Source organism: Oceanobacillus senegalensis (genome assembly GCF_900176885.1).
Classification (GTDB): domain Bacteria; phylum Bacillota; class Bacilli; order Bacillales; family Amphibacillaceae; genus Oceanobacillus; species Oceanobacillus senegalensis.
Genome location: NZ_LT839648.1, coordinates 97,139 through 115,652, shown reverse-complemented (window position 1 = coordinate 115,652; position 18,514 = coordinate 97,139). Strand labels below are relative to the sequence as shown.

The 18,514-nt window shown below is 35.7% G+C and carries 19 protein-coding genes and 3 pseudogenes; 2 read left to right on the top strand and 20 right to left on the bottom strand.

Features of this window, described 5'->3' with window-relative positions; genetic code table 11:
• Positions 1 to 14: 14 nt before the first annotated feature.
• The 3 genes and pseudogenes from CAO17_RS22005 to imm47 (CAO17_RS00685) all read right to left on the bottom strand — a co-directional run.
• Positions 15 to 293: pseudogene (locus CAO17_RS22005) on the bottom strand (acyl-CoA dehydrogenase family protein); the annotation flags it as partial.
• A gap of 5 nt (positions 294 to 298) precedes the next feature.
• Positions 299 to 1,453 (bottom strand): acyl-CoA dehydrogenase family protein, encoded by a 1,155-nt coding sequence (locus CAO17_RS00690; RefSeq protein WP_085990946.1) that lies wholly within the window; start codon positions 1,451 to 1,453, stop codon positions 299 to 301.
• A gap of 600 nt (positions 1,454 to 2,053) precedes the next feature.
• Positions 2,054 to 2,312, bottom strand: a pseudogene (imm47, locus tag CAO17_RS00685) (Imm47 family immunity protein); the annotation flags it as partial.
• A gap of 141 nt (positions 2,313 to 2,453) precedes the next feature.
• On the opposite strand from imm47 (CAO17_RS00685), the gene istA reads away from it, so the two are divergent.
• Together istA and istB are read left to right on the top strand one after the other, a co-directional pair.
• Positions 2,454 to 3,992, top strand: a complete 1,539-nt coding sequence (gene istA / locus CAO17_RS00680; protein ID WP_245831725.1) for an IS21 family transposase — start codon at positions 2,454 to 2,456, stop codon at positions 3,990 to 3,992.
• 1 nt (position 3,993) lies between these two features.
• Complete coding sequence (gene istB, locus CAO17_RS00675; protein ID WP_085990945.1) at positions 3,994 to 4,767, top strand: IS21-like element helper ATPase IstB; 774 nt, start codon at positions 3,994 to 3,996, stop codon at positions 4,765 to 4,767.
• A 55-nt stretch (positions 4,768 to 4,822) separates the two neighbouring features.
• On the opposite strand, the gene imm47 (CAO17_RS20645) is transcribed toward istB, so the two are convergent.
• From imm47 (CAO17_RS20645) to CAO17_RS00585, 17 genes and pseudogenes are all read right to left on the bottom strand, one after another.
• Positions 4,823 to 4,975, bottom strand: a complete 153-nt coding sequence (gene imm47, locus CAO17_RS20645) for an Imm47 family immunity protein (protein WP_245831724.1) — start codon at positions 4,973 to 4,975, stop codon at positions 4,823 to 4,825.
• Between the two features lie 411 nt (positions 4,976 to 5,386).
• Complete coding sequence (locus CAO17_RS00670) at positions 5,387 to 6,862, bottom strand: amidase (RefSeq protein ID WP_143833687.1); 1,476 nt, start codon at positions 6,860 to 6,862, stop codon at positions 5,387 to 5,389.
• Between the two features lie 471 nt (positions 6,863 to 7,333).
• Positions 7,334 to 7,693 (bottom strand): SecY-interacting protein Syd, encoded by a 360-nt coding sequence (locus CAO17_RS00665; RefSeq protein ID WP_245831723.1) that lies wholly within the window; start codon positions 7,691 to 7,693, stop codon positions 7,334 to 7,336.
• A 199-nt stretch (positions 7,694 to 7,892) separates the two neighbouring features.
• Entirely contained in the window at positions 7,893 to 8,516 is a 624-nt protein-coding gene (locus CAO17_RS00660) for a GntR family transcriptional regulator (protein ID WP_085990943.1), read from the bottom strand.
• 95 nt (positions 8,517 to 8,611) lie between these two features.
• Positions 8,612 to 9,550: an AEC family transporter gene (locus tag CAO17_RS00655; protein ID WP_085990942.1), complete on the bottom strand. Its 939-nt coding sequence runs from the start codon at positions 9,548 to 9,550 to the stop codon at positions 8,612 to 8,614.
• Between the two features lie 41 nt (positions 9,551 to 9,591).
• Positions 9,592 to 10,428, bottom strand: coding sequence for a carbon-nitrogen hydrolase family protein (locus tag CAO17_RS00650; RefSeq protein WP_085990941.1), 837 nt, complete (start codon positions 10,426 to 10,428; stop codon positions 9,592 to 9,594).
• Between the two features lie 38 nt (positions 10,429 to 10,466).
• A complete protein-coding gene (locus tag CAO17_RS00645; protein WP_085990940.1) occupies positions 10,467 to 11,750 on the bottom strand; it encodes a TRAP transporter large permease in 1,284 nt (427 codons plus the stop codon).
• 2 nt (positions 11,751 to 11,752) lie between these two features.
• Positions 11,753 to 12,247, bottom strand: a complete 495-nt coding sequence (locus CAO17_RS00640) for a TRAP transporter small permease (protein WP_085990939.1) — start codon at positions 12,245 to 12,247, stop codon at positions 11,753 to 11,755.
• Between the two features lie 15 nt (positions 12,248 to 12,262).
• Positions 12,263 to 13,279 (bottom strand): TRAP transporter substrate-binding protein, encoded by a 1,017-nt coding sequence (locus tag CAO17_RS00635; RefSeq protein WP_085990938.1) that lies wholly within the window; start codon positions 13,277 to 13,279, stop codon positions 12,263 to 12,265.
• Between the two features lie 13 nt (positions 13,280 to 13,292).
• Complete coding sequence (locus tag CAO17_RS20900) at positions 13,293 to 13,967, bottom strand: RraA family protein (protein WP_085990937.1); 675 nt, start codon at positions 13,965 to 13,967, stop codon at positions 13,293 to 13,295.
• A 1,143-nt stretch (positions 13,968 to 15,110) separates the two neighbouring features.
• Complete coding sequence (locus tag CAO17_RS00615; protein ID WP_085990936.1) at positions 15,111 to 15,326, bottom strand: hypothetical protein; 216 nt, start codon at positions 15,324 to 15,326, stop codon at positions 15,111 to 15,113.
• Positions 15,327 to 15,680: 354 nt separating this feature from the next.
• Positions 15,681 to 16,136, bottom strand: coding sequence for an SMI1/KNR4 family protein (locus tag CAO17_RS00610; RefSeq protein ID WP_342744166.1), 456 nt, complete (start codon positions 16,134 to 16,136; stop codon positions 15,681 to 15,683).
• Between the two features lie 324 nt (positions 16,137 to 16,460).
• A complete protein-coding gene (locus tag CAO17_RS21560) occupies positions 16,461 to 16,715 on the bottom strand; it encodes a hypothetical protein (protein WP_245831722.1) in 255 nt (84 codons plus the stop codon).
• Between the two features lie 182 nt (positions 16,716 to 16,897).
• Entirely contained in the window at positions 16,898 to 17,410 is a 513-nt protein-coding gene (locus CAO17_RS00600; protein ID WP_085990935.1) for a DUF2247 family protein, read from the bottom strand.
• 170 nt (positions 17,411 to 17,580) lie between these two features.
• Positions 17,581 to 17,796 (bottom strand): hypothetical protein, encoded by a 216-nt coding sequence (locus tag CAO17_RS21260; protein WP_245831721.1) that lies wholly within the window; start codon positions 17,794 to 17,796, stop codon positions 17,581 to 17,583.
• Positions 17,789 to 17,992: pseudogene (locus tag CAO17_RS00590) on the bottom strand (hypothetical protein); the annotation flags it as partial. The pseudogene CAO17_RS00590 and the gene CAO17_RS21260, both read right to left, overlap by 8 nt.
• A gap of 83 nt (positions 17,993 to 18,075) precedes the next feature.
• Positions 18,076 to 18,447, bottom strand: a complete 372-nt coding sequence (locus CAO17_RS00585; protein ID WP_245831719.1) for a hypothetical protein — start codon at positions 18,445 to 18,447, stop codon at positions 18,076 to 18,078.
• Positions 18,448 to 18,514 lie beyond the last annotated feature (67 nt).

The window sequence follows — 18,514 nt, the reverse complement described above, 5'->3', positions numbered from 1 at the left end:
TCCTTCTGTGGTCCTACACCTTGTTCAGCTAACAACCAATTTACAATTAAGGTTTCGGACAATGGGAGTGGAACTGCGAATTCCCCAGCAAGACGAAGAATATGAAAGGCATCCACATAATCTCCACCAGTTCCACCTATAGACTCAGGTACTCCAACTGACGTTATCCCTGAATCCACTAAAACATTCCATAATTCTTCTGCCCAACTCCCTTTTTCCGCTTGATCTACCAATTCTTTTGTACAAATATCTTTAAAAATTTTGGTGGTTGAATCCATAATCAATTCATGCATTTCACTCATCCTGCAATCATTCCTTTCGTTACAATTCCACGAAGAATTTCTGTTGTGCCACCACGAAGCGTAAAGCCTGGAGAATGTAGAATAGACTGTGCTAAATACTTTTCAAATTGTTTCACTGAATGAACTGATGGTGTACTTGAAATGATCAATCTTGCAGTTTCAGCAATACTTTTTTCAAATTTAGTACCTAAATCTTTAACCAGTGCAGCCGCAATTGCTACATCTCTTCCCTCTTCTAGGTACTGTGCTATTCCTATAGACATGAGTCGATAACTATTCAAACGTGCTACTAGTTTCATAGCTTCCTTCATACCCTGAATGTCCTTATTTTCTCTTACTATTTTTACCAATTCTTCCAGTAATGGATATGTGCTTAGTATCCTTTCAGGTCCACTACGCTCATAAGCAAGTTCCGCCATGCTTTGTTTCCAACCATTACCTTCTTTTCCTACAAGATTTCCTTCTGGTACGAAAACGTTTTCAAAGAACACTTCATTGAAATGCTCTTCACCCGTTAAAAACTGAATCGGTCGAATGCTAACTCCTGGACTTTTTAGATCCACAATTAACTGACTCATTCCATCATGTCTATTATTCGTGTCTTTTGGTGAAGTCCTGCATAATACAACCATATAATGGGAATGTTGTGCACCACTAGTCCAAGTCTTAGCACCATTGAGAATCCATCCACCTTCTGTCTTCTCCGCTTTCGAGCTAATAGATGCTAAATCAGAACCTGAATTCGGTTCACTTAAACCTATAGAAAAATAACAGGAGCCTTCTGTTATTTTTGGTAGGAAGAATTGTTTTTGTTTCTCTGTACCAAACCTTAGGAACAATGGACCCGTTTGTCTGTCTGCAAACCAATGAGCTGCGACAGGGGCACCAATTGCAAGTAATTCTTCAATGACGATATAACGTTCAATCGCGCTTTTTTCAGAACCACCATATTTCCTAGGCCAAGTCATTCCTATCCAGCCCTTACTTCCAATTTTCTTAGAAAACTCTGTATCATACCCACTAAGCCATGAATCACATTTTGATTCGAAAGTACCTTTGGCTCTTTCATTTTCTAAGAATGTGCGAACTTCTTTTCTGAATTCCATTTGTTCCGTTGTAAATTCAACTACTGGTAATTCAAGTTTATTCATTCCTTCACCTCTCACCATCATTTTACCGTATATCGGTATTACTTATCATTATCTGGTAATTCATTTACTATTTTAAATGATTGAAAATTATAAATCAATATTATAATTTAAATTTTTTAAAAATTTATTATAGATACCTATAAAGTGGATTATTTTATTTTAAAAATATCATTCGTTATAGATTTGGAGATTACAATGGAATACCAAAAAAGAGTAGGGAAAGTCACCAGCATCACCTACTCCAATCTCTTATACTTATTAACTTAAAAAACGAATCAATTCTCATATATTGTTATAACGAATCTGCCTGAATTTAGATAATATAATAACAGGGTTATTCTTTTTCAACATCTCCTCACCACCTCCACCTTTTGGCCAGATCACCGAGTTTTCCAACCATATCCACTCTGCTTCCTCCAGCATCTCTTACATTTCTAATATTATCAACAAAATGCTTCCATACGATGTCTATGATACCGAGATACAAGATTTTATAAAATGAGCACGTAAAAGAGAGACCCTACACAGAAAAATCCTGCATAGAGCCTCTTCCATCCGTACTTTATTATTTACTGTATAGCGTAATTTTCTGATTGTTTATTCCCCAATTTGTTCTTCAAAATCAAGGAAAAAGTCAATAGAGTCTCTTAAAATAAAAGATGTATCATTAATTTCATCCCACTCTTCAAGTAAGGCTAGCTGCTGATGAAAAAGTATTTATCGTTTCTTCGGTACCCTCACTAAGAAATCGTAAATTATTTGTATCCCTAAAGTCATCATGTGTCCCGACAGCTAAAAATACTCTAATACATAAATTTAAATCAGCCTCATCTTTCGTATTATTCATTAATTGAATCAATTGTAACTGCTAAACTAGACTCAACACTTTTCCACAAATAAGGGTAAACAGTATTCTACAATTAAGACTAAACAGTTTACTAATTTTACCTACCTTTCGGTATACTTTAGTAGAGTATGTCGAAAGGGAGAGAAACAGGGAGTGGAAAAGTGGATGGTTTACCAAGAGATACATCGTTTAAAGAATTTGGGATTCTCAAACAGTAAGATAGCAAAGAAGTTAAAGATTTCTAGAAACAGAGTAATAGAGTATTTAAGTATGACACCAGAAGAGTTCACTGAATTTATTGCATCACTACAAAACAGAACAAAAAAGCTAGATCCCTACAAGGATGACATAATGATTTGGTTAAAGGAACATCCAGATATGTCGAGTTCTCAAATTTACGATTGGCTGCAAGACAAATTGGATGTGAAGTCAGTGGCTGAGAATACAGTACGTAACTACGTCAATGACTTAAGAGAAAAATATCATATACCGAAGGAAACGGTGGCTCGAATGTATGGGACGGTTGAAGAACTTCCAATGGGAAAACAAATGCAAGTGGACTTTGGAGAAACTTTTGTATACATGGATTCAGGGCAAAGAAAGAAACTTTATTTAGCTGGATTTATATTATCGCATTCAAGATTTAAATATGTAGAGTGGTTAGATCGCCCCCTACGTACAGCTGACTTAATTAAAATGCAGGAAAATGCATTTCAGTATTTTGGAGGGATGACTGAAGAAATTGTTTATGACCAAGATCGTTTATTAGCAATCAGTGAGAATGCCGGAGATTTAATCCTTACGGAATCTTTTACTAAATATCATGAAACTAGAAGGTTTAAGATATATCTGTGTAGGAAAAGCGACCCGGAGTCAAAAGGGAAAATTGAACAAGTCATAAAATATGTGAAGAACAATTTTGCGAAGCACCGCATTTACAAAGATTTAATATCGTGGCAGCAATCATCCTTGAAATGGTTGAAAAGAACGGGAAACTATAAGGTCCATCATAATATAAAGAAAAGACCTTTCGAAGTGCACGCCCTCGAAAAGCAGCATCTCCAAAAGGTCAATGGAAATTATATTTTTGAAAATATCTCATCTATTAATATAACAAGAAAGATTCATAAAGACAATGTTATCCGTTTTGAAGGAAATAGGTATAGTGTTCCGCTCGGAACATTTCAAAATGGTGGAGAAAATATTGCTTACGTATCTTTAGCTGGAGAGGCTTTAAGCATCTCCCTCCACCCCAATGGTAATCCCATTGGCACACATAAATTGTCTAAGGAAAAAGGAAAAGTCATTACAGACCCTACGCATCGACAGAGATCTCAAACAAAAAGAGAAAAATTAGCGGAACAGGTGATGAAAAAGTTAGCTGATATGGAAGATTCAAATTGGCTCATCAAGACTTTGCATAAGCAATATCCAAGGCACACGATTGATCAATTAAAAGTAGTCCTTAAAGCTGTAGAACAATACCCACTTCATATCGATAATGCCGTAAAAGAAATGAAAAGACTAGGACTAACTAGTGCCAATGACTTAAGGGATATCGCAATTTCATTGGAGATTCAAAATAGTAAGCAATTGCCCAAAAAAGAACTAATCAATGAGAAGTATAAAGATATCACAGCCCCTGAGCGTAATCAGGATATCTACCTTCAAGTACTGCAAGGAGGTAAATAAAATGACAGATTCTTATAACGAACTTCAACAAAAGTGCAGAACGCTTAGACTAGCAGAAACCGCAAAGGAACTCCCAAATATGCTTAGGGAAGCTGAATCGAAGGGGTGGACCTACTATGAATTCATTAATCAGTTACTAGGATATGAACTTTCTTGTCGTGAAGAGAAAAATCGTAGTAAGTTAATGAAATGGGCAGAATTTCCACAACCATTAACACTAGAACAATTTAATTTGGAAGAGCAATCGGCAATTGGTGACAAACAGTTAAATGTACTTAAAGAACTATCATGGGTAGAAGAAAATTTCACATTAATCATGATGGGGCCACCTGGGGTTGGTAAAACCCATTTATCAACAGGGTTAGGCATCTACGCGGTTAACCAAGGGTATCAAGTTTCTTTTGTATCTATGGATCACTTAATCTATATATTAAAGACAAGAGAGTATATAAGCAAATCAAGAACAAGGTACAAACGGATTACTGCATCGGATTTAATTATCATTGACGACGTCATGTATATGGCTTATGAGGCACAGGATGCCCAACTATTCTTTCAATTTATCTATGATATGTATGACAAGACAGCGTTCATTTTAACGTCTAATAAAGGTCCAAGTGAATGGGGGAAATTTTTGGGAGATACAACATTAACAACGGCGATCTTAGATCGCCTCCTTCATAGAAGTGAAATCATTACATTCGATGAAAATCAAGACAGTATTAGAATGAAATACAGACGAGCCTTATTTGAAGAAACAGGTGTTGAATCTTAATTGTGGGAAACTGTTGAACCTTAATTGTGGAAAATTGTTTAATTATACTTGACGGTTACATCAATACGTCTTTTTGCGAAAAGTCCCCTGTTTTATATATTTCTATTAAATCCAATAAAACCTCTTTCTCTGAGCTTGCCTTCAAAATATTTTCTTTCATTTCAAATTGGGAATGCGTTGGTTTTTCTCCAAACCATATACTATTCATAAGATTTCCCACTTCTATCATCATACACCTACTTTCATTCATAGCTTTATCTTTTTACATTTTCTCGTTCTAAAAAGATGTCCGTTCCTCACTACCACTTTATCACAAGCAGTATTGGGCAACGGGCATCTTAATCATCAATCCTACAGCGGCTATGGCTCCTGTTATCATTTCATTAAAAGGGACATTAATAGAATTATAAGTTTTGTAAAAACTGTGAACATTAGTAATAAAAAGCGGTGTATCATTCTTAGGTGATACGCGGTTTTCACCCCTTTTCCTCCAAAATAAAAACAGATTGTCGACAATTTATCAACAATCTGTTTTTTATACGATAAGATATAAATGATTGAAATAAGGTGTCCGCTTCGTTAGCTAATACCTTTCCAACAAATAGATTCAAATTATGAATTAAATATTTGATACATGTACAGCAGGTTTCTTGCCGTGATTCCATTTTCCGTTTAGTGCGCGCTCAATCTGGGCACCGAGTTGAAGAAGCAATCCATCGTCTCCTTGCCGGGTTAGCGCATGAATTCCAAGTGGCATCCCATTCTCCAGCTCAGCCATTGGCAATGAAATGCCTGGAAGGCCACACAGATTAGCAATCGGCGTATAAGAGAATATGCTCCAAAGGTTTTCGAACCAGTCTAAAACTGATGGGTTATCACTTATAGTCAAGTACTCCTTCGTACCAATCAATGGCGTAGGTTTGGCCATTGTCGGGGTAAGGATAATATCCCAATCCTGAAAGAAGGTTCCAAGCTGACGAGAAGTTTCGTTAAACAGTGCTTGCATCTTGGCACGCTCCGTATAGGAGGCATCACGCCCTTCCTCCCAGACGCGAATACACATCGGTTCAATAAGGTCAGCAGGCGGCTGTTCCAATCCTTTTTGCTCTAGTATAGTAGAAATCGTTTGCGCAAATTTCATGATATAGGCTGCGGTTTGTGCTTCATAGGATGCATGTAAATTAACATCCGGAATTACCCACTCAACATGATGGCCAAGTCCCTCAAGGAACCTTGCTGCCTTTTCCAATTCTGAAACAATATGCGGAGTGGCACGGTAATCACCCCATTCGTGTGAGACAGCAATACGAAGCTTTCCTGGATCACGTTGGATTAGCTCTGAGTATGGTTGCTTCGGCATCCAATAAGGCATGAACTCACCAGATGCTCCACCTCTACAACTATCTACAAAGGCAGCTGTATCACGAATAGTTCGAGTGTGGCACCCCTGTGCAGAAACCACATTCATCAAGTCCGAACTGTTGGGAGCTGGTGAAAAAACGCCCCGAGACGGTTTCAGGCCAATGTTGCCGTTGACACCTGCAGGAATTCGAATGGAACCACCGCCATCCGTTGCATGCGAGATAGGAACGATCCCGGCTGCAACCGAAGCTGCCGTTCCAGCTGAGGAACCACAAGTTGTATAGTCAAGATCCCACGGATTTCGTGTAATGTAAACGTCCGGATTTTCAGCAGAACTACAGAGCCCAAACTCTGGTGTTGTCGTCCGACCGATGATATTAAGGCCAGAATTCCGAATCTTTTTTGTTAGGAAACTATCAGATGTAGAACGATTTCCCTTCATCAATAGAGAACCCATTTCTTGTAGACGCCCTTTGAGGGTAGGTCCTAAGTCCTTCATTAAATATGGCACCCCTGCAAAGACTCCCTCAGTGTTCATCCCATCCTTGGTTGGGTCATCGACTACATCATCAAAAACCTCAATTACGGAATTGATTTCAGGATTTAAGGCGTTGATGCCACTCGCTGCCTGTTGAGCCACTTCTTGCGGGGTAATTTCACCATTATGTACTAATTCGGCAAGGCCTATCGCATCAAGCCTAGACCATTCATTCCAGTTCATCACTAATTTCACGATGCTTCACTCCTTCTAGGTTTGTTCAGATTTATTTTTATATTCATATTTATAATTATACTACAGAACAGGGGGGAACAGGTACACCATCCGTTTTTACTGATTGGCTCTTCGAAACTATTTAGATATTCTGATTCATAGATCTACTATGTGAATTATAAAGTAGATACCCTTGTCAGAGTGGGGGTTCATAACATGGTGACTTTCAAAGCAATGAAAATATAAGGGATTTCAGCACCTCAACTTTTGCAACAAAGCGGTCGATGTCCCCCGTTAAAGAACCGTCCTTATAGGTTTCCCTCATTATACGTATCTACTTTTCAAAGCTTCATTGAAAAGTAGATATGTTATACCGAACGGGGTACCTATGCTGTCCCTATGCTCCTTTTGTCATAATGATAGCTGTTACTACCTGTTCAATTATTATAGTTTGAAGAACAGTTTCTTACACCCGATTATAAGTGTGCGTCACTAAGAATCCAGGTTCCCCTTCCATAGCCTAAGATTATTTATTAATGCAGCTATGTCATCTATCATATATTCAAAGTTTTTCCTTTCAAAATCCTCTAAATAAACCTTACCAGAGCTATTGTCGATTACTACCAATAAACCGTTCCCCTCCATACCTAAAGGAATATAATTTAATTTATTCTGATGATTATTCCTATATCCATTTAATAGATCACTAAATGAATTTAATTCATAATCTGGTAAAACAGGTTCTAATTTGACATAATAGTTTTTGATAAACCCGTCCAACTCTGCAAACCAATAAGAATTAAAATACTCAACTATCGAGTTGTGAAATTTTATTCCGAACTCGTTCTCCAATTCTATTAAATCATATAGCGTAAAAAAGAGACCCCCACAGAAAGGAACTCTGGGTAGGGCCTCTTAAATTAGTATTTCATAGAATATGGAGAAAAGTGAAACTTCCCCTCTTTAAACTGTGAACTTTAGCACATTAACGAGTGGGGGCTGTGAGCCATTGGCCTAAACCCGTATGTAACACTAGTAATAATTTCATAACCTAGGACAAATGCATTCTCTTCCCCATAATAATATGCTCCTCCATTGCCTTTGCAGCTGCTTCGAAATTTTTATCTCGTAGATAGTTATTAATCAATTTATGAGCTTCAAAAGATTTTCGAATTCTTTCCTTTTCCCTTGTAAATACTTTCATACCATTTCGAAGCAAGCGGTCACTAATATTATTTAGTACCTTAATGAATTCTTCATTACCAAAAACATTTAATAGTGCTTCATGATATTCTAAGTCTGACTTCAAAAATTCATAGATATCCCACTTTTTTTCCATTTCTTCTTGATACTTTACATGTTCTTCTAAAATGGATAAGTGTTCATCTGTGAAAAGATCCGATATATGATTCATTGAATATAATTCAATTGCCAGCCTGATATCCATCAAATCCCTAACTTCACTTATCGTAATTTCTCTTATATAAATACCTCTTTTGGGAGATATTTCAAGGAATTTATCATCATTTTGAAGTCTTTGTAAAGCTTCTCGTATTGGAGTTCTACTCATTCCTAATTTCTTCACTAATTCTTGCTCTGAAACTGTAGGGCCTGTAATCTCTTCTAGAATAATCATTTTTTTTATCTTCTCGTAGGCAATATCTTTTAAGTACAATCGTTTCACCTACTTTCATGCATAAAATGATAATTTATCCTGATCATTTGATAAAATGCGGGAAGTACACGGTACCTCTCCCTCTTTTACCTAACTTAAAAAAATGTATTCACCAGCAATATAATTAGGGGAATGGTAGAAAAGCTAACAATGGTAGAAACCACTGTTGTTGTAGCGCCCAATTCCTCGTCTGCTGAGTATTTCGCGAATAGGATTGAAGCCAAGTGTAATGTTGGCATCATGGATTGAACAATGATAACTTGACTTATGACCTTATCTACCGGAAAAATAGGAATAACCAGAGCAACTATAATCGGTAAAATAATTAATTTCACCGTAATCGGAAGTAAAATAATTGGTTTTGCACCATGGAACTTCTTCCGTCGGTAAATATTCATTAGTAAAACTCCAATATAAAACATAGCTAAAGGTGCAGCTAAAACCGAAAGCTGATCTGTTAAATCTATAAAGAGTGTTGGCGGTTTTAGATTGAAGTATGCCAATGTTAATCCGGCAACGATAGCAATAATTGGGGTATTTATCATTGATTTAAACATCTGAAAAGAAAAGTTCATATCCTTTTGGAGAAGTAAAACACAAATCGTCCAAATAACAAAATCAACCCCAGCGTCGAAAATTGCCGCATATAAAGCACCTTCTGTACCGAAAAGTACAGCGCATAAAGGAATCCCAATAAACGCTGTATTTCCCAGTCCAGACATGATGGCTAATTCACTTTTTACTTTGTTGTCTTTAAAGAAAATACGTGCTAAAATCCAACCAATCAGGATACCCAAAAGATTAATTAATATTGAAAGTAAAAATACTATTAGTATTTTTTTGAAGATATCATCTTCCATATTAACATGAAAAATACTAGATAGTATAATACATGGCATGGCAACATTCACAATAAGGGTAATAAAGAGCTTTTGAGTATCATGATTAAAAATAAATGTCCTTGAAATAATTGCACCGATTGCAATCATAAAGGTAATCATTATGATTGATTGAAAAATGTCTGAAAGTTCCATTCCATCGCCCTCTACCTGTCAACACGTACTTTTAAAGCTTACTAATACATACTTTTTACGACTGAGTTATTCTGATAAACTTCTGGTTTTCGATGATTTAAGCAAGGAATACTTTCTCTTGCACCTTTCACGAGTTCATCATCAATTTCTGCCATAATAACACCTTCACCTTCAGAAGCCCTAGCAATCACCGTACCCCACGGATCAATAATTAAACTGTTTCCATAGCATTCTTTTCCTGGCAAGTGACTACCAAATTGAGCAGCAGCAACTACATAGCATTGGTTTTCAATCGCACGTGCTCTAAGAAGTGCTTCCCAATGTAGCATACCAGTATATCTAGTAAATGCTGCTGGAATAAATAGGATTTTTGCCCCATTTAGTGCGTAACTTCTAAATAGTTCAGGGAATCGCAAATCATAACAAATACTTAAACCCGCTTTTCCAAATGGTAAATCTACCATTACAGGCTCATTTCCACCTTGAATTCTATCGGACTCTTTATAAGTTGGCATTCCTTCAATTCCAATATCAAACAAGTGAATCTTATGGTACTTTGCTATGATATTTCCCTCTGGATTAATAACGAAACTTGAGTTATAAGACTTTTCATCGTTATATTTTTCTACAATACTACCAGCATGGATAAAAATAGAATATTTTTTTGCTAGTTGTGAAAGTAATTCTGTTGTTTCCCCATTTGGGATATTTTCTGCGTTCTCTCTCTTTTTCGTATCTTGACCCATGAAATTAAAATACTCTGGTAAGGATACAAGTTCTGCTCCATCTACAGCGGCCTTCGTAATAAAGCTTCTTGCTTTATCCAAGTTTTCTTGTTTATTAGATTTTGAATTTAATTGAATCGCAGCAATTTTCATATTTAATTCCTCCTCGTAATAAATTCAAGTCCTCACTACTATTTTGTTAACAAATTCGGTAACCATAATGAAATTTGTGGGAAGTACGTCAAAATAATTAACGCTAGTATTAATGGTATATATAATGGAAGTACATTCCTAACAACCTTTTCAAACGATACCTTCCCAACGCGACTTATTACGTATAAACCTAATCCTACTGGTGGTGTAATCATACCTAATAATAGGTTATACGACATAACAACTCCAAAGTGAATTCGATCAATTCCAAGGCTATCCATAATTGGTAATAAAATTGGAATCATAATTAACTTGATTGGTATACCTTCCATGATACTTCCCAAGAATAAAAGTAAGAAGTTAATAATCAGCAACATTACATATTTATTCTCCGTTAAATCCAATAAGAAATCTGATAATAGAATTGGTAATTGCTCAGCAGAGATAATCCACCCCATTGCTGTTCCAACACCAATTAGGAACATAATTAAGGCTGTTGAACCTAAGCTTGCAATAAAGCCACTCTTTAAATTTTCCCAGTTAAATTCTTTATAAATGACTGCACAGAATAGTGAATAAACAACAGCTATTGCCCCTGCTTCTGTAGGTGTTACAATTCCCCCAAGCATTCCACCTAATATAACTAAAGGTGCAAGTAAGGCAAAAAAACCATCTTTAATAGTTTGCAGTAAAGACTTCATTTCAAACGGTTCAGCAGGTGGAGCTGTAATAATGCCACGAGATACTCCAAAGTAGACATAAACGGATAGTATCGTCGCAATTAATAATCCTGGTAATACACCAGCTATAAATAACTTTTCAACTGAAACTTCTGCTAAATAGGCATAAATAATGAACGGTACACTTGGTGGAATAATCGCACCAATAACAGATGATGCTAGGGTAAGTGCTGCACTAAAGGGTTTCTTATAGCCTTTTTCAACCATTGCCTTCATTTCAATAGCTCCAAGGCCTGCCTGGTCCCCGACGGCTGTCCCTGAAATACCGGAGAAGATAACACTTGCAAAGATATTTACTTGAGCTAGGCCGCCTCGTACGTGACCAACAAGAGCTGTTGCAAAATCAAAAATCCGTTGGGTAATCCCTGCAGAATTCATTAAATTACCAGCTAGTATGAATAGTGGAATAGCAAGTAGTGTATATCCTTTGATTCCTTCTACTATCTGTAGGGTCAAAACTTCTAGCGTATACCCACCCATTACTAATGCAACAAGAGTTGATAAAATCATTGCAAAAGAAACAGGAAAACCAATAGCTAGTAATAGTAAGAATACGAGGAACAATGTAATACCAAGTATCATATCTATTCCTCCTCTTCCCCAGTAAATAGATTAAGCTCAGATTTATAAGCCAAGTACGTATTATAAATGGAAGTTAAAACGACTAGTATCATCAATAACACAATAGGTATATAAAAAAGAGCTGATGGCCATTTCATAATGGTTGTTGTGTTTTCCATATGTCTAATAGTTAGCATGGTAGAATAATAGAGTAATACACTTGAGGTAAATACCATTAAAATGCTATTAAAAATAGATACTATTCTTTGTTTGGATTCAGAAATCTTTTTCATCAGAAACGTAATCATAATGTCTTCCTGATCAACTAAAATCTTGCCAAACCCTAAGAATGTAATCCAACAAATTAATATAGAAAAGAACTCCTGTGACCAAATAATCGAATTACTAAAAAAGTATCGTAATACGATTTCAACAGATAATATGCTGATAAAGACCAGTAATCCTAAAAGGGAGATGACTAAGTAAATATTAGCGATTCTATGAATTAATTTTTTCATATATCATCACCTTCCTTACTCAATAGATTTAATCTGATCGATATAGCCTTCAGGAATTCTTCCTTCTTCCTCTAACTGATAATGGTAATCAGAAAATGCTTCTATCCAAACTTCTTTATCAATTTCATGAATCTTGATTTCATGCTCATCTTTCATCAATTGAAGATGTTCTTCTACCTCTTCATCAAGTTTTTTTGTTGCCTCTTCACCAGCTTGGTTAGCCGCATCCATTAATATTTGTTGATGTTCTTCTGATAATGAGGAAAACTTTTCTTCGTTCATCGCAATTACCACCTCTTGTGGATATTCATCGATAAGCGTTACATGTGGTGCGACTTCTGTAAACTTCATTGGCCATACTAATGAAATTGGGGAAGTGGCTGCATTTACTAAGTTCTGATTGATTCCCAAATATGTTTCTGTCCAAGCAATAACAGTCGGATTAGCACCTACAGACTCATATGCACCAGAATAAAATTCAGATTCGAATGAACGAATTTTTAATCCTTCGAGGTCTTCAACTGTTTTAACTGGTGTATTAGATACAAGTACACGATAAGGCCCTCTTCTAAAATTCCTTTCTGTGTTTAGAATACGAATACCTTCAGAAACCAATGTATCGTAAATTTCTTGTCCCATTTCACCGGTATTAAACTTCTGGAAATGTTCAAAGTCCCTGAAAAGGAACGGAACCGTACCTATCTCAGCCCTGGGATCGTAGTCACTAAAATAAGTAATTGATTCCGCATACATATCCTGTGTACCTAGTAACATATTGTCAATCTGGGTCGTTCCTTTTCCTAATTGTTCAGCGGGAAAAACGTTAACAATAAGTTCTCCCCCACTCTTTTCTTCAACGATTTCTGCAAAGCGGTTAAACGCCTCTCCTTCAGATGATTCATTTGGCATTTTTGTACCTAACTTAAGTTCAATCGGACCATCTCCACTATTAGAGCTTGAGCTAGAACTTGAACAAGCACTTACAATTGCTAGCATCAATAAACCTACCGTCAATAAAATTAGCTTCTTCACAGATACTCCCCCCCTATTGTTTAGCGTAAAATTCCTCTATTAGTTGATCAGCCCTTGATATGCTACTCAAAGTTCTACCACTATCTAAAAGTTTCTTCGTTTCGGGCTCTCTTCTTTCACTTGCTTCTGCTTTTTCTAATACCTTTTCATAATCCAAATCTTGAGAAAGAACTAAGACGCCGTTATCATCTGCCACTATGAGGTCTCCAGGATTTACTGTGACCCCTCCACATTGAACAGTCGTATTAATCTCTCCGCTGTCACCATAAAGCTTTGTTGTAATCGGAGATAGCCCAGTGGCAAAAACAGGGAGACCAATTTCTCGAATTGCTTGAATATCTGTACATGGACCATCAATAATAATCCCAGCAATTTTACGAGAATTCGCTGCATATGCTACTATTTCACCTACAGGAGCATGTTTGTTATCACCTGTTCTATCGATAACAATTACATCGCCTTCTTCCGCTAAACTAACTGCTTTATGAACCATCGTGGAATCGTTTACATTTGTTCTCACAGTAAAAGCGGTACCGACAACGTTCACATTTTGTAACATCGATTTAACTCGTGGATCCATGAAACCATAATGTAAATGATGACCAATAGTAGCTGGTTCTACCTTATTAAAGCGTTCCTTCATTTTTGGACTTAATTGCCTATTCCCAATACGATTTAAAATTTGCATAAATAACTTCCTCCCTTAGATATATATATGTTGTATACAAGTTATATATTATCATATAAATTTTCAGAATAAAAGTACTTTTTGCAAAAAAATATATATTAAATCGATTTTTAATTTCTCCAATATATGGAATTCATTTTGAAAGGAACCGAAGTTCATAAGTGCTGCAGATGATTGACCCAGTAAGTGCGGAAAAGAGAGCCACTAGAACAGGGGTTGTTCTTATGGCTGTTTGTTTTATCTAAATCTTTTATTCTCTAATTGCCTATCAGTAACTTCAATTACCAAGAGAACAAGTACCTCATGATCTAAATTCTTTTCCACGGTCCATATGCATGAGGGTAATAGTCCACCTTCAGATTCAATCATCACTTCATCAGATAAATAAATATGAAAAAGTACTTAGCTATGCGGTTTTTCGCTTCTGTGGGAAACATAAAGATACTCCCAATCCATGACGACGTTGTCTTATCCCTATCAACTAGAATCTTATAGAAACTAGGTAGTCCCTCATAAAAAAGAAAACTTGAAAGGCATAGCCAATCAAGGTAATCGAATTCATTTAAATTATTTATATATTTAACTGTGCTTTATGAAAACCTCTGTGATAAAAAATCCAATTAGCTGTTACTATCTCTTTCTTCTATGAATTCTAAAAACGAATCCTGTAGTTCTCCTTCCGTATCAATAGAATCGAGCAGTAACTTAGGTTTTAATGAACAATCTTTTAAAGCAGAATTCGGTATGTCATCATAGACTCTTCTAAGTGCCTAGTTAGCTTATTTATACATGTTCTGAGAGGTTATGCTGTAGATTATTAAATTGTAGAGGAAAATCCTACTGATGAATATGTGTATGTAGCGCATTAATGCGGTGGGAAACTGACCACTTTTCTGTGGACAAGGAACCTGTCCCCGCGTCTTTTGGCAATTTATAATAGGACTGCATAATACTTTAATATTGGAAAAACTAGTATGTATTATATATAATAATTAATAAAAGTAAATACAATAAAACAAAAGTCAAGTGCTTTGAACACCTGACCTAAGCAACATACATGCCGCTCCCATTGCGGATGGTCAAAGTACAGATGTCTTGATTAAAGAAGTTAGCTACTCAAATCTTTGGAAGGGACAGGGCAGTTTACTTCTTTTTTCTTTTGGTGACAAGTGCGATGATCGCCACGCCATCACATGTTTTTTCTAGGAAGCTCTTCTCCCCTGGCTGAAACCGATCCTCAGGTATCTCACTCACAAACTCGTAACTCACATTGCCATCTGAATCGGTGAACTCTCTATCCTTCTTACCATCGAGCAGAGTGAAATACTTACCTTGCCATTCATTTTTGTCATTTTTCACTTCGACACTGTTAACGACTTGCCCCTTGATTGTCGTAAATTCCTGATGGGTTCACCATTTCTAAACATTCTACTAATCTCGGAAAACAAAAAAAGTCTTGCAGAAATTTCTCTACAAAACTTTTATAAATAGAAAGTTATCCCGACACCCTTGGAAGATAAACCTGCCCCCACGTCCCTCTAACCTTGCACTTCATTTTCTACTCTCCATTCTTGTGGTTTCTAAACATTTCACTTTAGCGCCTTAAAGCAGTGAGGGGACTAGCACAATGGCCAATATGGTATACAAGAAACCTATCCCTACGTCCAAAGGTAGGATAGGTTTCAAAGTCATCAAAATTCCTTCTTCAAGTGATTAAAAGTCTTCTTCCCAAGCTTCCTTTGAGTCTATAAATCTCTCTAATAAGAACTTACAAAAATTAGCCGATTCAATACTATCTATCCCCTCATGTTGATCCCATGAAACTACTGGGCATTCTTCGTTAACCATTTCACTAGTATCTAAACAATAGAGAAATTCATCACAGTCTTCAATTAGTACTAAATCCTTTTCTAAACCTTTTTGTCTATATTTTTCCGTTTCAGTTACTACAAAGGGTTGGTCAGTCTTACCGGCACCTAGAATATCGACACCAAAAATTCCACCACTTCCATATTTCATTAGGAAATGTTTATAACTATTTGGAAGTAAAATATCCAAATCTTCTTCTATTTTATCTACAAGTTTCTTTTCTATACCACCAGTAAAATATCCTGTTTCCATATTATCAGTAATTAGTTTTTCTAAATCATCTTTACACAATGGTTTCATCACCTTTCCACCATTTTATTGATTATCCATTTCTTTTGCTCTCCACTTCCAATATTTAAACGGAAATGATTATGATGAAGGAACTCAAAATATTAAAAAAGCATTAAGGTTTTGGGCCTTTAATGCTCTTTTTAGCAAGGTTTAACTTTCTGGTCGTTTTATCTATATTTATAAGCAGCCGCTACTTTATGACGAAACTTGGAGTATATGTTGTTAGTATTTCAATTACATCATTTGGTGTTAAAAACACGTAATGCTCTAATTCATGTGGATCATAGATACCTGAACTTTCTTCAAGAAACCAATTTATATTCTCAGAGTTTTTTACTTTAAATAAGGACCACTCGCTATAAAAGCTGTACCGTATTGTTGGTCTATATCATTTAGTCTTTTCAATAATGAGCCTTCATCTGTATTTCTATAGGATAATACACCTTCTTCAAACTTAACTACAACTTTTAATTTTTCTTTTTCATCGCTAAACCCTACTATTATACCTTCTTTATTATCTATAAACGTATCATTGTATAACTTTAAAGGTAATCCGTTTATCGGTATCCATCTTTCCCAATGTTCCAATGCTCTTCCTCCCATTATACTTAATAGCAAAACTTATTTTTTCCATTTTAAATTTCAATCCCTTGAACGACTATCACTACGAATCTTTCTATCATTGGAACTGTTCCCATCGCTCCATACTTTCATAGCTTGGGCGACACAGATCCCCTTGGACCAACACCTGATTCTAGTTTAATAAAGGGTTATTTCAAATGGTTAATAAATATCTGTTCATTTTCAAGAAATTTATGTAGATTCTCTATCAAGTTTTCAAGATATTCCGTCTGTGCTTTCTTTTCCTGGGAGAGTTCTTCCTTAGGTTCAAGATAATATATAAAACCTTCCATGTCCTCTGGATAATGAAAATCACTATAAATTTGAGCAACTTTTTCTAAAAGAATCTTTTTATCTTCTTCCACTTCTTTCAATTTCATTAATAAACAATATCTCCATTTTCTCTTCTCATTCTGAAAATCATATTCAACATTAATATTCTTCAGTAGTTGCTGTAGTAGTCCTACAACCTCTTTTCTGTCAGTCTTTGTCCACGCAAGCTCTATCATGTTCTCATTCGTTATTTGTGGATTACTACAAATCAGCATTTCAGCATATTTAGCTACTTCTTTTACATTCAACCGTTCTAACTCTAATCCAACTAACAATGTAGCCCAATTATAGTCTACCTTATATCTTTCAAAAATTTTTAAATCATTCATAGTCTATCACCTTTTTAGCCTTGAATTTGGCTTACCAGTTATTCAAACTCCCTTTATAAACCTTCGATGTGTTATACCATTCAATGGGTCAGGATATGGGTAACTTGGACGATGAAACTGTCCCCGCGTCATTTTGTATCATAGGGTTCTAAAAATTAAGGTGGGTTGAACTATATTGCTTTTAATACTTCATCTACAGAATGGCTAAACATATTTGGGTCTTCTCTTTTTATGTTTTCTAATAAGCTTCTAATTATCTTTTTTGTCTTGTTATCTAGCTTAGATAGTACACTACCGTATATTTTTCTTACTTGTTCATGATTTAAAATTCTGTAATGTAAAACTTCCATCCATTCTCGTTGCGTAATAAATACTTCAAACTTCACTCATTTCCAATTCTTTTATATCTTTCCAATTATACTCATCCTCGCCAAAAGTCTCATCATAAGCTAAATGCTCCGCTTTTTTTATATCATTAATAATAACAAATTTATCAGAAATATTATTAGTAAGTTCGCTCTGGAAACTTTTCGAGAACTGAATTACCTCTTCAACTAAATTATTAAATACACCAAAGTCCATTACTTATTATCCCCCTTTCCCAAAGGTCAGCTGTTGCCCCTCTTTCTCTTTTCCATACAGGGGTTCACAACCTCCTTTTAAACCTAACCATAAGGGTGCTTTTGTCTAAATTCTTTTAACTTATTCGACCATATAATAATCAAATCTCTGAGTTCCTGTGTATCTATTTCGCACCAATCCCCAATACCATCATCAGCTACGTTATCATAAACCCTGGTTTTTTCCTTCTGAATTTCTAGCCCACATACATTACCATGAAGTTCACCGTATTCCTTTTTACCCTTTATCACCTCATCCATTTCATTAATTGCATAGGAAGGATCCCCTCCCTGAATATCCGACATTAGAAAAGTTGCAACTAAATACTTATCTGGATCCTCCATTTTTATAATTAATGACTTATTACCACTTTTAAATACCATTTCATCAAATTTATACCCAATGATTTCTGCCATTTACATCACCTTTGTAACATTATTAATTAATATACAGGGAAAGCTGAGATTATTTTACCTGACTTTT